The organism is Cyanobium sp. NIVA-CYA 375 (genome assembly GCF_056108345.1).
The window spans coordinates 1-15,275 of sequence record NZ_JBSYHW010000029.1; the positions used below are offsets into that span (position 1 = coordinate 1).

At 65.2% G+C, this 15,275-nt stretch carries 15 protein-coding genes and 1 tRNA gene; 8 read left to right on the forward strand and 8 right to left on the reverse strand.

Annotated features, from left to right (window positions below; all coding sequences use genetic code 11):
• Window positions 1–125: sigma-70 factor domain-containing protein (locus AC01FP_RS09055; RefSeq protein ID WP_474479755.1), on the reverse strand; the 125-nt coding region annotated here is incomplete at its 3' end.
• Window positions 126–195: 70 nt separating this feature from the next.
• On the opposite strand from AC01FP_RS09055, the gene AC01FP_RS09060 reads away from it, so the two are divergent.
• On the forward strand, window positions 196–927 hold the full coding sequence (locus AC01FP_RS09060) for a pseudouridine synthase (RefSeq protein WP_474479756.1): 732 nt from the start codon (window positions 196–198) through the stop codon (window positions 925–927).
• 131 nt (window positions 928–1,058) lie between these two features.
• The gene (locus tag AC01FP_RS09065) at window positions 1,059–1,778 is read left to right on the forward strand and encodes a helix-turn-helix domain-containing protein (protein ID WP_474479758.1); all 720 of its coding nucleotides are present in this window, start codon (window positions 1,059–1,061) and stop codon (window positions 1,776–1,778) included.
• Here AC01FP_RS09065 and malQ read toward each other — a convergent pair.
• Window positions 1,739–3,268, reverse strand: coding sequence for a 4-alpha-glucanotransferase (gene malQ / locus AC01FP_RS09070; RefSeq protein WP_474479716.1), 1,530 nt, complete (start codon window positions 3,266–3,268; stop codon window positions 1,739–1,741). The two genes, AC01FP_RS09065 and malQ, sit on opposite strands and share 40 nt — an antisense overlap.
• A complete protein-coding gene (locus AC01FP_RS09075; RefSeq protein ID WP_474479718.1) occupies window positions 3,265–4,461 on the reverse strand; it encodes a Coenzyme F420 hydrogenase/dehydrogenase, beta subunit C-terminal domain in 1,197 nt (398 codons plus the stop codon). The genes malQ and AC01FP_RS09075 overlap by 4 nt, the downstream gene beginning before the upstream one ends.
• 91 nt (window positions 4,462–4,552) lie before the next feature.
• Here AC01FP_RS09075 and AC01FP_RS09080 point away from each other — a divergent pair, with 91 nt between their 5' ends.
• Window positions 4,553–5,512 carry an LCP family protein gene (locus tag AC01FP_RS09080; RefSeq protein WP_474479720.1) on the forward strand — a complete coding sequence of 320 codons (960 nt, stop codon included), beginning with the start codon at window positions 4,553–4,555 and terminating at the stop codon, window positions 5,510–5,512.
• Here AC01FP_RS09080 and AC01FP_RS09085 read toward each other — a convergent pair.
• Complete coding sequence (locus AC01FP_RS09085) at window positions 5,498–6,001, reverse strand: hypothetical protein (protein WP_474479722.1); 504 nt, start codon at window positions 5,999–6,001, stop codon at window positions 5,498–5,500. The genes AC01FP_RS09080 and AC01FP_RS09085 overlap by 15 nt on opposite strands.
• A gap of 68 nt (window positions 6,002–6,069) precedes the next feature.
• On the opposite strand from AC01FP_RS09085, the gene AC01FP_RS09090 reads away from it, so the two are divergent.
• Both AC01FP_RS09090 and AC01FP_RS09095 read left to right on the forward strand, forming a co-directional pair.
• Window positions 6,070–7,077, forward strand: a complete 1,008-nt coding sequence (locus tag AC01FP_RS09090; RefSeq protein WP_322763882.1) for a ribose-phosphate pyrophosphokinase — start codon at window positions 6,070–6,072, stop codon at window positions 7,075–7,077.
• A gap of 119 nt (window positions 7,078–7,196) precedes the next feature.
• Entirely contained in the window at window positions 7,197–8,264 is a 1,068-nt protein-coding gene (locus AC01FP_RS09095; RefSeq protein ID WP_474479723.1) for a glycoside hydrolase family 10-like protein, read from the forward strand.
• Here AC01FP_RS09095 and pepN read toward each other — a convergent pair whose 3' ends face one another.
• The 3 genes from pepN to AC01FP_RS09110 are packed head-to-tail and all read right to left on the reverse strand — an operon-like array spanning window position 8,265 to window position 11,961.
• Window positions 8,265–10,922, reverse strand: coding sequence for an aminopeptidase N (gene pepN, locus AC01FP_RS09100; protein WP_474479726.1), 2,658 nt, complete (start codon window positions 10,920–10,922; stop codon window positions 8,265–8,267).
• A 5-nt stretch (window positions 10,923–10,927) separates the two neighbouring features.
• Complete coding sequence (locus AC01FP_RS09105; protein ID WP_474479727.1) at window positions 10,928–11,413, reverse strand: cAMP phosphodiesterase; 486 nt, start codon at window positions 11,411–11,413, stop codon at window positions 10,928–10,930.
• A complete protein-coding gene (locus tag AC01FP_RS09110; protein ID WP_474479728.1) occupies window positions 11,413–11,961 on the reverse strand; it encodes a hypothetical protein in 549 nt (182 codons plus the stop codon). Before AC01FP_RS09110 ends, AC01FP_RS09105 begins: the two co-directional genes overlap by 1 nt.
• An 89-nt stretch (window positions 11,962–12,050) precedes the next feature.
• Here AC01FP_RS09110 and AC01FP_RS09115 point away from each other — a divergent pair, with 89 nt between their 5' ends.
• Together AC01FP_RS09115 and AC01FP_RS09120 are read left to right on the forward strand one after the other, a co-directional pair.
• Window positions 12,051–13,223: a histidine kinase gene (locus AC01FP_RS09115; protein WP_474479729.1), complete on the forward strand. Its 1,173-nt coding sequence runs from the start codon at window positions 12,051–12,053 to the stop codon at window positions 13,221–13,223.
• 37 nt (window positions 13,224–13,260) lie between these two features.
• Window positions 13,261–13,333, forward strand: a tRNA-Glu gene (locus AC01FP_RS09120).
• Window positions 13,334–13,357: 24 nt separating this feature from the next.
• Here the strand turns inward: AC01FP_RS09120 and AC01FP_RS09125 are convergent.
• Entirely contained in the window at window positions 13,358–13,828 is a 471-nt protein-coding gene (locus AC01FP_RS09125; protein WP_474479760.1) for an SRPBCC family protein, read from the reverse strand.
• Between the two features lie 240 nt (window positions 13,829–14,068).
• On the opposite strand from AC01FP_RS09125, the gene AC01FP_RS09130 reads away from it, so the two are divergent.
• Complete coding sequence (locus AC01FP_RS09130; protein WP_474479730.1) at window positions 14,069–15,214, forward strand: FAD-binding oxidoreductase; 1,146 nt, start codon at window positions 14,069–14,071, stop codon at window positions 15,212–15,214.
• Window positions 15,215–15,275 lie beyond the last annotated feature (61 nt).

A 15,275-nucleotide genomic window follows, 5' to 3' on the forward strand; every position in this document is an offset into this window, starting at 1 on the left:
ACCTGGCGGCCCAGCGTGATCTCCTGCTCGTGAGATAAAAGCGGAACTCGGCCTATGTCACGCAGGTAGCTGCGCACAAAGTCGCCGCCTGATTGGGCCGAGGCAGCTATGGACAGGGCGGGCATGGCGAGCCGGGTTACGAAACTCTTTGGTTTCGCAAACCTACCATTCTTTCCAGGGGCGAACATGGGGGCAATGGCCTACCAACGGCTGCAAAAACTGATGGCCAACGCCGGGCTCTGCTCCCGTCGCCAGGCAGAACAGCTGCTGCGCCAAGGCCTGGTACAGGTGAATGGTGCCGTAGCCCAGCTGGGCGATCGGGCCGACCCCGAGCGCGATCGCATCACCGTGCGGGGAGAGCCCCTAGCGGCCAGGCCCCAACCCCTGCTGCTGTTGCTCAACAAACCGGTGGGGGTGGTTTGCAGCTGCCACGATCCCGAGGGACGGACCACCGTGCTGGACCTGCTGCCAGCCGAGCTGAGCCACGGCAGCGGACTCCACCCGGTGGGGCGGCTCGATGCCAACAGCCGCGGCGCCCTGCTGCTCAGCAACCAGGGGGAGGTCACCCTGCGGCTCACCCATCCCCGCTACGGCCACCGCAAGACATACCGGGTGTGGGTGAAGGGCCAACCGACGGACTCGGTGCTGGAGCGCTGGGCCGCCGGAGTGCCCCTTGATGGCCAGGCCAGCCAACCGGTAGGGCTGGTGCTGCTTCAAAGACGTCCCCACTCAACCGAAATCGAACTGCGGATGGGGGAGGGACGCAACCGTCAGATCCGGCGCACCGCAGAGGCCCTTGGCCACCCCGTGCTCGACCTGCAGCGGCTGGCAATCGGCCCGCTGCAGCTGGGCTCCTTGCCCGAAGGTCGCTGGCGGCGCCTCGATCGCCAAGAATGGCAACTGCTTAATCCCTCGCCCCCACCCTGACCCCCTCCACCCCGCTGCCGCCAAAGCGCCCGCGTGGCCGCCTCGGCCGCTGGTGGCCCTTTGGCGCGTCAAAAGCCGCAGGTTGCCCGGCCGAGGCTCCGGCTGATCCGCTACTCGCAGCAGGCCAGAGGCTGCGGCAGCAGCGCGAGGAACGGGGCCTGAGCCTGCGGGATCTCGCCCTGGAAACACTCATCAGTGCGGCTGTGCTGGAGGCTTTAGAGCGTGGCTGGCGCGACCGCCTACCGGAAGCCGCCTACCTGCGCACCATGGTGCCGCTGATCGAGCGGCATCTGGAGCTCCCACCAGGCAGCCTGGAAACGGTGCTGCCAAGCAACGGGCAGCTTCCCCAGGGCCAACGGCGAGAGCCCCTACTGCGGCGTTTCACACCGGGCTCAATCGATGTATTCACCACCTGGCAGGGCACGCTGCTCTACGGCGTGCTGACCCTGGGCCTCATCTACGCAATGAACCTGCAGCAGCAGCAACTGGCGGCAAGGGGGGTACTGGCGCTGCGACCGATCCCGCTGCTGCCGGCCAGTGAACAGGCCAAACCGCCGCTGCCTGCTCAGGCCCTGCTACAGCTTTATCCCGAGCTGCGCCCTCTGGAGCTGGCCGCCCGGGGCCAGGCCCCAGCTTCATCCCTTGCAGCAGCGGCCGGACTGCTGGAGCTACAACTGACCCAACCCAGCCGTATCAGCCTCAACCTGCCCCTCAGTGGCAGCTTCCGCCTCAGCCTCAATCCTGCACCTAGCGCCGGCGATCAGGTGAACTGGAACGGCTCACCCCTGCAGCCGGCGAAGGGCCAGCCGGGTCAGTTCAATTCACCAGCAGAAGCAGCAGCCCGGCCGTAGCGCCCCGCCATGGCGCCATAGCCCTGCAGGGCCCCATCCAGGCTGGCCACCGGCTGCTGCAGGCGCCAAGTCCAGTTGCCCGAGCTGGTGCCTGGGGTGTTGAAGCGGGCCCGGTCGTCGAGCTCCAGCAGATCCTGCAAGGGCACCACCGCTAGGTCGGCAGAACTGGCCAGGGCCAGCTCCAGCAGCTGCCAGGCCGGCGCCGTGATCGGTGCACCCACCGCCTCGGCCACCCGCTGGCGGGCGTCGTCACCAAGGCTCTGCCACCAGCCAACGCTGGTGGCGTTGTCGTGGGTGCCGGTGTACACCACCCAGCGGCGACCGCGGATGTTGGCAGGCAGGTAGGGATTGGTGGAGTCGCCATTAAAGGCGAACTGCAGGATCTTCATGCCTGGCAGGTCAAAACCATCCCGCAGGGCCTCCACCTCCGGGGTGATCACCCCTAGATCCTCAGCAATAAGGGGCAGGTGCCTGCCGCGGCGCAGCCAGAGCAAGGCCAGTAGGGGCCAGCCTGGAAACCAGCGCCAGCTTCCGTTTTCGGCGGTGAGTGCATCACCCGGCACGCTCCAGAAAGACTGCAGGGCTCGGAAGTGATCGAGCCGCAGCTGGTCAAACAGTTCGAATTGGCGCTGCAGGCGGGCCAACCACCAGCTGAAACCGCTGAGCAGGTGCCTGGGCCAGCGATAAACAGGGGTGCCCCAGAGCTGGCCGGTGGCCGAGAAGTAGTCGGGCGGCACGCCGCTTTGGGCCGTGAGCGAGCCATCGGGGCGCAGGGAGAACAAGGAGCGGTGGGCCCAAACGTCGGCGCTGTCGTGGGCCACGTAAAATGGCAGGTCGCCCAGCAGCTGCACGCCTGCCTGGCTGGCCTGGCGGCGCAGCTGCTGCCACTGGCGCTGCAGCTGCCATTGCAGCAACTGCTCCTGCAGCAGCCAGTCGGCATGGTCGGTGGCAATTCGCGCCAGGGCGCGGCGCTGACGCTGGGCCAGGGGCGCCGGCCACTGCCACCAGGGCTGGCCGCCCTGGAGCCGGCGGATCACCATGAAGAGGGCGTGGTCTGGCAGCCAGCGCCATTGGCTGCGCCTCCAGCGGGCAAAAGCCCGTTGCTGCTCTGCGGGCTGGGCGCCCCAGCGGCGGGCCAGGGCCTCCCCCAAAGCCAGGCTGCGGGCCGCAACCAGCGACAAATCCATCGGCCCTTCAGCCGCATTCGCACCGGGCAGGGCCTCGAGGTCCTCTGACTGCAGAAAGCCCTCCTGCCGCAACCGCTCGCCATCGAGCAACCAGGGGTTGAGGGCCGAGCCGCTTGGGGAGCTGTAGGGCGAGCCGGTGCCGTCAGTGGGGGCGAGGGGCAGCAATTGCCAAATGCCAATGCGATGGCGACCGAGGAGGTCAAGCCAATCGTGGGCAGCTTGTCCGAAGCTGCCGCAGCCACCCTTACCGGGCAAGGCGGTGGGGTGCAGCAGCACCCCGGCATGGCGGTGGGCCTGATTCACGAGGCCGGCAGCCGATATCGACTAATGATGGCCTTAGCAAACGCCGGAATGTGGGCTTCGAGCTTTTCCGGGTGGTTACGCCGCAACCAAAGGGCGTTACGGGTGAAGTGGGAGTCGATCGAAAAGCGGCCATATTCCAGGCCCTTCGGACCGAGCCGCTGCACCACTAAACCGATCAGGTTGGCCAGCCACATGGGCAGCTTCAGGGCCTTGTCGTAGGCCTCGATGCCCTGCTGCACCGCCGCAAAACGCTCGCCACTGGAGCTGACTGGGGCCACGTCGAGCTCCTCCTCCACCAGATCCAGCAGCAGCTGGCCCCTGGGGTTGCGCACCGTGAGCCACTGGCGGCCAAAGGTCGCGCCCATGTAGCCCACCACCAGATCGGCGCCGGCGTTGGTGTAGTCGAAACAGCTGAGACAGCTCGGTGCAAACACGTCTTTCAGTTTGGGTGTGTCAAGCCCGAAGAAGGGCACCGTTTCCTCGCGGCCGTCGTTGTGGCGGAAGTGGATGCGGAAGTCCTGCATGAACTCGTAGTGCACCACCGTCTCTGGCGAGCTGACGGTGCTGTCGAGGAAGGTCTGCAGGCCGGCTCGGCTGACGTTGTCTACGCAAGGCAAGCCCAGCACGTAGAGCTCATCAAGGGGCAGGGTGGGTTGCACCGCCCGCAGGGCCTGGATCTGGCAGCCCACGCCGATCGCCAGCAGCTTGCGGATGCCGCTGCCGGGCAGCTGCTCCAGCACCTCCAGATTTGGGGACAGGGTGGGCTTATTCACCCGAGCGCTGAGCACCTCCTCCGGGGTGCGGGCGAGTCGGGGCACGGGCGTGAAGCGATCGTGCTCGCTTTGGCCAACGCACAGCACCGCATCCACCAGACCCGTTTCCAGGGCCCGCACACCGATGCGGCTGACGATCCCCGTCCACTGGGCCCCTTCAATCGGCTGCTGCAGCCGGGCGGTGAGCATGCGCTGCTGCACGCCGAAATAAAGCTCCTCCTCGTTGTCGAGGTCGCGGCTGCGGCCATGGGCCGCTTCCTCCATCGCCTCAAAGCGCTGCTCCAGAAAGGCGCAGCTGTTTTTGACGTAGGCAACCCAGCGGCTGTCACACAGACCGCACTGGCTGCATAAATCTTTGGCTGGATAGACGCTGCCCTTGGCCAGGGGCCGGGCGCGCTCATGGGGAGCACTTGCAGCCATCAGCGGATTTCCCCATCGCATCTGCGCCGCCACAACCTATCGGGTGCAAGGCGTAGGGGCTTGGGCCAAAGTGGTTTGCCGACAAGCCCCCATGGCCCGACGTTCCGCCCCAGCCCAATCCAGCCTGGGACCCACCCTGTTGCGGCTGGGGGCGGTAGCCGTGGGCATGGCCATGGGCGCTGGCTTGATCGGTTTGCTCTGGCCCATAAGCGACCGTGCCACCGAACCGCTGCAGCAGCTGACGCCAGCCGACCTGGCCAAGCCCCCCAACCGCAGCATCACCCTGCTGGTGATCGGCCTGGACAGCGAGCGCCCCGGAGATCCGCTCAACAGGGCCGCTCCCCGGGGGGCAGCCAACGCCGATGCCCTACTGCTGGTGCGGGTTAATCCCCAGGCCCCCCTGCAGGTGCTCAGCCTGCCGCCCAACCTGGCCGTGCAACTACCGGGCCAGAAACGCCCCCAGAGTCTCGGCAGCCTCTATCGCCTCGGCGGCGTAGCCCTCACCGCTGATGCGGCGAGCAAACTGGTGGGCCTCGACTCGGGCCAGCCAGCGCGCTTTTTGGTGCTAGGCCGCTCCAACCTGCGCAGCGTGGTGGATGGCCTGGGCAGCATCGCCGCCAATCCCACCCTGGCTCTTCGCTACAACGACAAGAGCCAGCGCTTCAGCATCAACATTCAGGGCGGGCTGCAACGGCTCAAGGGCAACCAGGTGGAGCAACTGGTGCGCTACCGCGATCCAGACCGTCCCGAGGAGAGTCGCCAGGAACAGCAGCAGCTGGTGGTGCGCAGCCTGCTGCGGGAGCTGGCCATGCCGGAACAGCTGGGCCAACTTGCCAATTTGCTCAAATCACTCAACAACCAGGGGATTGTCACCAACTTGAGCCAGCCAGAAACCCTGAGCCTGCTGGCAGCTGGCCTAGATCAGGCCGAGAGCGTGCAATTCACCAGCCTGCCCCTTGCACCGGCGCCGGCCACTGCCGGGTTGCGCGAGATCAGCAGCAGCGCCCCTGAGCCCCTCTGGCCGGCACCGGCCACCTCAACGGCTCAGTAAAAGCTCCCAGCGCAGGGCCAAAGCAGGGGCCAGGCCAAAAGGCTCTTCCAGGGTTCCCAGCCAGGGCAGGCCATCGCCGCGGCGCAGATCTGGCTGCCAGGGGCCACCGGCCTGCACCAGCCCGGCTAAGGGCACTTGCCATTGATCCAGCAGGGCAGCCATCGCAGCCGGCAGGCCCGTCTGCAGCTGCTCGGCCGTCAGCAGCAGCAGCACCGGCTGGCGCCAGGCCCCCAGGGCCTCGGCCCAGTGGCCGAATCCCTGCAACACCAGGCCGGGATCAAGCGGCAAGGGCAGCAGGCCTGGTCCCTGCTCAGCCAGGGAGGCCAGGGATTGGGGCGGCTGCTCTACTGCCAGCGGTTTGCCCCAGGGCAAGCCCAGGGCCAAGGCCAGCGGTGGGCCCGCTTCTGCTTGCAGCGCCGCCACCGCAGCCGCCGTACCAGCTCCCACCAGCACCAACGGGCGTTGCCGACCAGGCAGGGAAAGAGTCATGGATTTTTGTACTAGGTGGGCGGGCTCGCTTCTACCATCGGGTTTCAGCCGACGCGTTAGCGCCCGCCGTGACCAGTTTTCTGACCGCTGATCGCGTGGCACCCCAGGGCAGCGCGAGCCAGTCGAATCACGACACCCGGCGTCTGCGGCTGTTCAGTGGCACCGCCAACCAAGCCCTGGCCAAGGAAATTGGCACCTATCTGGGTGTGCCAGATGGGCCGCGGGTGATCAAACGCTTCGCAGACGGCGAGCTTTACATCCAGATTCAGGAGTCGATCCGCGGCTGCGATGTCTTCCTGATCCAGCCCACCTGCGCCCCGGTGAACGATCACCTGATGGAGCTGCTGATCATGGTGGATGCCTGCAAGCGGGCCTCGGCCCGGCAGATCACCGCAGTGGTGCCTTATTACGGCTACGCCCGCGCCGACCGCAAGACCGCCGGACGGGAGTCGATCACCGCCAAACTCGTTGCCAACCTTCTGGCTAAATCAGGGGTGGATCGGGTGCTGGCCATGGACCTGCACTCCGCCCAGATCCAGGGCTATTTCGACATCCCCTGCGACCACATCTACGGCTCGCCGGTGCTGGTGGACTATTTGCGCACCCGCGACCTGGGCGAAGTGGTGGTGGTGTCGCCGGACGTGGGCGGTGTGGCCCGGGCCCGGGCCTTCGCCAAGCAGATGAATGACGCCCCCCTGGCGATCATCGACAAGCGTCGCTCTGGTCACAACGTGGCCGAAAGCCTCACCGTGATTGGCGATGTGGTGGGCAAGACCGCAATCCTGATCGACGACATGATCGACACCGGCGGCACGATCTCTGCCGGTGCCCGGCTGCTGCGGCAGCGGGGGGCAACCCGGGTGCTGGCCTGCGCCAGCCACGCGGTGTTTTCCCCACCGGCAATCGAGCGGATGTCGGAGCCGGGGTTGTTCGAGGAGGTGCTTGTCACCAACAGCATTCCCCGCCGCGATGAAGACCGCTTCCCCCAGCTGCAGGTGCTCTCGGTGGCCAAGATGCTCGGCGAAGCGATCTGGCGCATCCACGAGGAGAGCTCAGTGAGCTCAATGTTCCGCTGACACCAGATCCGCTGAAACCAGATCCGCTGAAATTGCGCCGTTTTGCCCGCTTGAAGGCCTTTTTGCCAGCTGCGGCGAGCATTTTGCTCAGCCTGCCTTGGGCTGGCAACGCTCCGCTGATGGCCCAAGCCCAGCCAGCTCCGCCCCGGCGCATCGGCGTGTGGCTCACCAATAGCCCCAGCCCGCTCTACTACGACCCCGCCCGCATCGATCGGGCGGTGCAGGAGCTGGCCGAAGCGGGCTTCAACACCCTCTATCCCAACGTGTGGAGCCGGGGTACCACCTTCCACCGCTCCAGCCATGCGCCGATGGAGCCGGCCCTGGAGAAGGCCAACCCCAGCCTCGATCCGATCTGCCGCTTCACCAAGGCCGCCCATCGCCGCGGCCTGCAGGTGATCCCCTGGTTTGAGTACGGCCTGATGGAGCCGGCCGACGCAGCCGTGGTGCGCCAAAACCCCGAGTGGGTGCTGCAGCGCCGGAACGGCAGCACTGAGATGGTCATGCACGGCAAGCCAATGGTGTGGCTCAACCCGGCCCACCCGGGGGTGCGGCAGCGCTTTCTTGGCCTGATCGGCGAGATCGTGCAGCGCTGCAGCGTCGATGGCATCCAGCTCGACGACCACTTCGCCTGGCCGGTGGAGCTGGGCTACGACCCCTACAGCCGCGAACTATTCCGGGCGGCCACGGGCCGGGAGCCCCCAGACGACCACACGGATCGGGCCTGGATGCGCTGGCGGCGTCAGCAGCTCACCGCCCTGCTGCGGGAGCTACGGGGTCAGCTCAAGCCCTCTGGCACGGTGATCAGCCTCTCGCCGGGCCCCTTCCGCTTTGCCTACAACCACTGGCTGCAGGACTGGGAGCTTTGGTCCTTGGGCGAGCTGATCGACGACCTCGTAGTGCAGAACTACGCCCACTCGCTGAAGGGCTTCGAAAAGGACCTCAACCAACCGGCCTTGGTCAAGGCGCGCAGCTGGGGCATGCCAGTGGAAATCGGCATCCTGGCGGGCTTCGGTGGCCGCACCCCATCCATGGCGATCCTGGCCCAGAAAGCCCAGCTCTCGCTGCAGCGGGGCCATGGCGTGATCTATTTCTATTGGGAGGGCCTTTGGGGCCTTCACGCCGGGCCAGAGGGTGGGGCCTACCGCCAAGCTGCCTTTCGCCAGCTGCACCAGAACTACCGGCGCTGATTAAGCAGCGCCGAGGCACTGGCTCACCACCTCGCCGGTATTGGGCGAAAGCGTTGCTGCCGCCAGCTGCTCGAGGGCTGCGTGCATCGCGGCTGAACGGGCCGGTCCATAGCTCTGCCAGCGGCTAAATACCTTGGCCAGGCGCGAGGCCGTGATCGGGTTGCGCTGGTCGAGATCGGCGATGCGAGCTGCCATGAAGCGGTAGCCGGAGCCATCGGCGGCATGGAACACCGCCGCATTACCGGCAAGCCCCCCCAGCACGGCCCGCACCGAATTGGGCGCGGCGGGATCAAAGCGGGGATGCGCCAGCAGCCGCGCCACCCGCTCCAGGCCATCGGCAAAGGGCGCAGAAGCTTCCAGGGCAAACCAGGCATCAAGGATCACCGGTTTGTGCTGCCAGCGCTGGTAAAAAGCCTCCACCGCCTGCTGGCGCTCAGCGATCTGATGGCACTGCAGGGCCCTGAGGCCAGCGCGAGCCAGGGTCATCGAGGGGCCTTGCACCGCCGCCGCTGCGGCCGCCGCCACCTGCGAATCAGCGGCGGCCACCCGCCAGCTCCACACGGTGCCCGTAAGCAGGCGATCGCCATTACCAGCGGGCCAGGCCAGGCTCCACTGGGGCGTGCAGCGCTCCAGGGCAGCGGCCAGGGGCACGGCCAGTGCCTCACCAAAACGCTGCTGCAGGGCAAGCAGCGCCCCAAACAGGGCCGGGGGATCGGGCTCAGCGCCAACGGCAACGGCGGCATCTTCGAGCTCGGGCAAACCTGGCAAGGCCAGCAACACGCTGCGGCTGGCCTCGGATAGGGAGGGATCGGCCAAGATCCGGCCGAAGGCATCGATCAGCTCCTCTTCCAGCAGGCCATCGGCCCTGCCTGCGGCGCGGGCCAGCACGGCTTGACGCAGCAGCACCTGGCCCGCATCCCAGCGGGCAAAAGGATCGCTGTCGGCAGCCAGCAGGTGCACCAGCTCGGCGGTGGGCCGGCCCATTTCCAGGATCACCGGCGCTGAAAAATGGCGCAGCAGGGAGAGGGCCGGTGGATGGCCCTGGCGGGGGAGTCCCACCAAGCGCAGGTTCTGCTGGGGCTGGTCGATCACCAGCAGGCGGGTGCCATCGCCGGCTAGTCGGGCTGGGGCTGGTTCTGCCTCGAACCGCACGGGCAGGGATTCGCCGCCCTGACCCAGCAGCCCCAGGGCCAGGGGAATCACCAGCGGCTGCTTATCGCTCTGGCCGGGGGTCGCCGGGGTGTGTTGTTGCACCTGCAGCTCCAGCACGCCGGTTTCGCCATCCCAGTGGCGCTGGATGTGCAGCCGCGGCGTACCGGCCTGGTGATACCAGCGGCGAAATTGGGCGAAATCAAAGGGCGGCGGCACGGGCGCGGCGTCCTGCATCGCCTGCACGAAGTCTTCGCAGGTGGCGGCGGTGCCGTCGTGGCGACTCACATAGAGCGCCATCCCCCGCATGAACGCCTCCTCACCCAGCAGGGTATGCAACATACGAATAAGTTCCGATCCCTTTTCGTAGATCGTGGTGGTGTAGAAGTTGTCGATCGCCTGATAGGCATCGGGCTGCACGGGATGGGCAGTGGGGCCGGCATCTTCACGAAACTGGCTATTGCGCAACATCGAAACATTTTCGATGCGATTCAACGGCGCACCATGCATATCTTCCGTGAAGCTCTGGTCGCGAAACACGGTTAGGCCTTCTTTGAGCGACAGCTGGAACCAGTCGCGGCAGGTGATGCGATTGCCTGTCCAGTTGTGGAAATACTCGTGGGCAATCACGCTCTCGATGCGCTCAAGCTCGCCATCGGTGGCGGTTTCGGCGTCGGCCAGCACCAGCTTGGAATTAAAGATATTGAGGCTTTTATTCTCCATCGCGCCCATATTGAAGTGACGCACCGCCACGATGTTGAACTCATCGAGGTCGTATTCGAGGCCGTAGCGCTGCTCATCCCAGGCCATCGAGCGTTTAAGGGACGCCATGGCGTGGGCGGTGTAAGGCGCATCGCCGGGTTCCACGTGGATGCGCAGGGCCACGGCACGGCCGCTGGCGGTGGTGAAGCTGTCTTTCACCTCCTCAAGCTGGCCCGCCACTAGGGCAAATAAATAGGAGGGTTTGGGGAAGGGATCGTCCCAAACCGCGAAGTGGCGCCCGTCGTCGAGGTCGCCAGTTTCGATGCAGTTGCCGTTGGAGAGCAGCACCGGACAGCTGGAGCGATCGGCTTCGATCCGCACCTGAAAGCGACTGAGCAGATCGGGGCGGTCGGGGTGAAAGGTGATGCGCCGAAATCCCTCGGCTTCGCACTGGGTGGTGAACAGCCCGCCACTGGCGTAGAGCCCTTCCAGGGTGCTGTTGGTTTCCGGGTGGATGCGCACCCGGCTTTGCAGCTGAAAAACCCCAGCGGGAGGCTGGGTGATCACCAGCTGGTCGTCGCTGAGCTCAAAGGCCTCAGCCTGCAGGAGCTCGCCATCGAGCCGCAATTCCAGCAGCTCCAAGTCGACGCCCTGCAGCACCAACGGCCCCGGCTGGGCCAGCGGATTGGGCAAGAAGGCCAGCTGGGCCAGCACCTCGGTGTGGCCTGAGTGGAGCTGGACCGTTAGATCGGTGCGCTCAAGCAAATACGGCGCCGGACGGTAATCGGCGAGGCGCACGAGGGGCATGGGAATTACTTAGGGGTGGCGGGCGTGGTGGTGGCGGGTTTTGTAGTGGCGGGCTTCACGGCTGGCTTGGTATCAGGCGATTGCTTGATGGCGTCCTGCACCTTGGCCATCACATCTGCAGGCACCTCCTTGGGGCAGATCTCTGCGGCACCGAGGACAGCCGAGTTGATCGATCCCTTGCGCAGGTCGTCGATGCTGAGCGGCTTGGCTCCCACTTGGCTGATCACACCCTCGTGCTGGCCCTGAATCAGCTGGGCGATGGTTTCGCCAGCAATGCCCACTGCCTTATCGAAGGGCACCCCTGCCCCCCGGGCAATGCATACGTTTACGGCTGCAATCCGGGTGTACAGGTTCATTTCCGCCTCAGTGGCTGGAGCTGCCAGGGCCGCTAAGGGCACCAGCAGCAAGGGCAGCACCAGCAGGGGAGCCAGAAAACTACGGGGCATCAAGAACACCGGAGGACGGGATTTGGTGAGTGCATGCTGCTGCATCAGGACGGGATGGGCGCTCCCGCTTCTTCAACCCGGATCTCGTGGTGGGTTTCGGCCACATCCAGGGCGCCGTTCTTCCAGGAGTAGATCGAACGGGAGCGGTAGCGGTCCTGGTCGACCAGGCGAATGTGCTCAAGGATGTGCCACTCCTGGTAGCTGGATTCAAAAATCAACTCGTGCTCATCTACCTGGCGAATCTGGCTTTGGGTGGGAGTGCCGCTCAGGTAGCCACAGCTGCGGCTGAGCTGGTGGCCGCACAGATAAGCCTCCATGGTGCCGCTGGGCACGTAGCGGGGCTTTTTGTCGAAGAAGCCAAACTCCTGCTCCGGCCACCAGGTGAAGCGATAGGCCGCATCGCCCTCCACCGGCTCACTGAAAGTTTCCACCCGCAGCATCATGTCGACCCGCAGCGACTCACCATCAGCAAAGAAATAGAGCCGGCGCGAGCGCCACAGGCCAAGGTTGCGGGCAAACCAGCGCCGCATATTGCTGTCGAGCTGAATCCTGGGGCGCGGCGCCACTGGACTGGCGCTTGAAGGCATGCTCATGACATCCCGGCCCTAGGGCGCACAGCATTAGTTGCCATAGTCATAGCGAAATCAGGCTGCTGTGGCCAAATCCCCTTTAGTTGAGTCGCGTGAGCGCTGATCACCCCAACAATGCAGACCAGGTCGCTAGCGACGGAGCCACCAAGCGCCCCGAACTGAAGCTGCTGCTGGTAGCCACTAGCTACCACCTGGCCAGCCAGGACCTGCGCAACCTGATCCAATTCCTCAAAAGTGAGGAGTGCGCCTTCAAGGTGAGCCTGGAGATCGCCGATCCGGCCCGCCAACCCCAACTGCTGGAGCTGCATCGGTTGGTGGCCACCCCGGCCCTGGTGAAATTGGCCCCCCTGCCCAAGCAGGTAATTGCCGGCAATGCCATTACCCAGAAGCTGCGCAGCTGGCTGCCGCGCTGGCAGCAGATGGAGGTGGTTACAAGCCTGGGTATGAGCCTGCGGCCGGCTGAAATCGATGGCAGCCGCACCAAGCGCGAGCTGCAGCTGGAAGATCAGCTGCTGGTGCTGCGTCAGGAAAACGAAACCCTGATCGAGCGGCTTGGGGTGCAGGAGCGCCTACTGCGGATGGTGGCCCATGAGCTGCGCACGCCGCTGACGGCCGCCAAGCTCGCCCTCCAGAGCCACACCCTCGGCCAGATCGACGAGAGCCGCTTCCGCGACGTGCTCACCCGCCGACTCGACGACATCCAGGAACTCTCCAAGGACCTGCTGGAGGTGGGTACAACCCGCTGGGAAGCCCTGTTTAACCCCCAGCGCCTGGCGCTGGGCAAGGTGGCCGCCGAGGCGATCCTGGAGCTGGAAAAACTCTGGATCGGCCGCGACCTGGAGCTGATCACCGACATCCCCGCCGACCTGCCCGATGTGTTCGCCGACCAGCGCCGCATGCGCCAGGTGTTGCTGAACCTCTTGGAAAACGCTTTGAAGTTCACCCCGGACCGGGGCCGGGTGCACCTGACCCTGCTGCACCGCACCGACCAGTGGGTGCAGGTGAGCATCTGCGACACCGGGCCAGGCATTCCCAAAGCGGAGCAGCAGCGGATCTTTCTTGATCGGGTGCGTCTGCCGCAAACCTCTGGCACCACCTCGGGCTACGGCGTGGGGCTGTCGGTGTGCCGCCGCATCGCGGAGGTGCACGGCGGCCGCATCTGGGTGGTGTCCGAGCCCGGTGAGGGGGCCTGTTTCCACGTCAGCGTTCCGGTCTGGAGCGGCCAAGCCCAACCCGCCTTGACGAAGGGTCCCCCTGACCCGTAGCTTCCAATACATCAACGCCGACCAGCGTTGTGGCCTCGCCCCCATCGTCTAGAGGCCTAGGACACCTCCCTTTCACGGAGGCGACAGGGGTTCGAATCCCCTTGGGGGTATACACAAATCCAAGTCCTGTTAAATCAGGATTGGGCTGCGCGGCGCTCAGCCTCTCGCTGCACACCCCGCAGGTTATTTGCAAGGTCTTCGCGCAGGCGCTGCTCGATTAAGCCAATCGGCATGCCCGGCCTCCCCTGAACAGTCAGCTCGTAGAGCAGGTAGGTGATGTCTCCGCTGCGACCGATCTGCCAGCAACCCTCGAAGCGGCGGAAGTCACCGCGGCACATGCAGAAGCGCAGCTCGCCCGCCTCGAGATCTTCTTCGAGTTCGAGCTCTACCGTGGCGCTGAACCTCAGCCCACAGAACTGCTGAGTGCCCACCTGCTCAAGGCCGACCCGATTGCCCCGGCGCCATAGCTGGCGGGAGGAGGCAAGGTTGGGAATAAAATTGTTGAGATTAGCGTAATCGGTGAGCACGGACCAGATCCAGCGCGGATCAAGGGGTAGCCGCAACTGCACAGCCAGGCGCCTAGTGCCCTGGGGCAGCCGCTCCATCTCCTGCTGGATGGTGTCGAGGCTGCAAACGGAAGTATGGATGTTATCGATCAAGTTTCCAGGCGCGTTCGATTGCAAGCCGGACTGAGCCAGCTGGCCAGGCAGACCTGATTGGCTGAGGAGCTGCGCCAAGGAGGCACGTCCGAAGTGTGCTGGGGCACAAACCTAGCGGTGTCTGACGGGGAAATGATGCGGATACGTTCCCTATGATCAGCGCGCTTTTGAGGGGACTGAGCCTGCATGCGTGTTTCCACCGGTCGCTCCACCCAGTCCGACAGCCGAATGTTCACCGTTGTGGTGGAAGCCTTCGGAGTGGGACGCCAGCGCCAGGCTGAGCGCCGCTTCACCGTGCCATTCGGCCAACTACAGGGTTTGATTCAATCGATTGCCCAGCAGGGCGGTCGCATCCGCGCCGTTCTCGCTAGCGAGAACGGCGCTAGCCCAGCACCCGCCCCCAAAACCAACGCCGCTCCTTCGAAACCAGCTGCCGTGTCCCACGCCGACGTCCCCGTCAATCTTTACAAGCCGAAGGACCCGTTCGTCGGCACGGTTATCGATAACTACAGCCTGGTCGCGGAAGGGGCGATCGGCCGGGTGAACCACATCACCTTCGACCTCTCCGGTGGCGACCCCCAGCTGCACTACGTCGAAGGCCAGAGCATCGGCATCATTCCCGACGGCACCGATGCCAACGGCAAGCCCAACAAGCTGCGCCTCTACTCAATCGCCAGCACCCGCCACGGCGACAACCTGGAGGGCAACACGGTGTCGCTGTGCGTACGCCAGCTGCAATACGAGAAGGACGGCGAGACGATCAACGGCGTCTGCTCAACCTTCCTATGCGACATCGAACCCGGCGCCAAGGTGAAGATCACTGGCCCGGTGGGCAAGGAGATGCTGCTTCCTGAAGACGAAGAAGCCAATGTGATCATGCTGGCCACTGGCACCGGCATCGCGCCGATGCGCACCTACCTGCGCCGGATGTTTGAGCCTTCCGAGCGGGAAAAGAACGGCTGGAATTTCCGCGGCAAGGCCTGGCTGTTAATGGGTGTGCCCACCACTCCCAACCTCCTGTACGACGACGATTTCAATCACTACGCGAGCCAGTTTCCCGAAAACTTCCGCTACACCAAGGCGATCAGCCGCGAGCAGCAGAATGCCAACGGCGGCCGCATGTATATCCAAGACCGCGTCAGCGAGAATGCTGAGGAGATTTTCTCTTGGATCGAAAATCCCAAGACCCACGTCTACATGTGCGGCCTGAGGGGCATGGAGCCAGGGATCGACGAGGCGATGACCGCCGCCGCCGCTGCCAAGGATCTGAACTGGGCCGAGCTGCGTCCCCAGCTCAAAAAGGCCGACCGCTGGCACGTCGAGACCTACTGAGCTTGAGCCGGATCTGATTCCCCTGCCCGCCCCCAAGGCGGGCTTTTTTTTTGGCGAATCC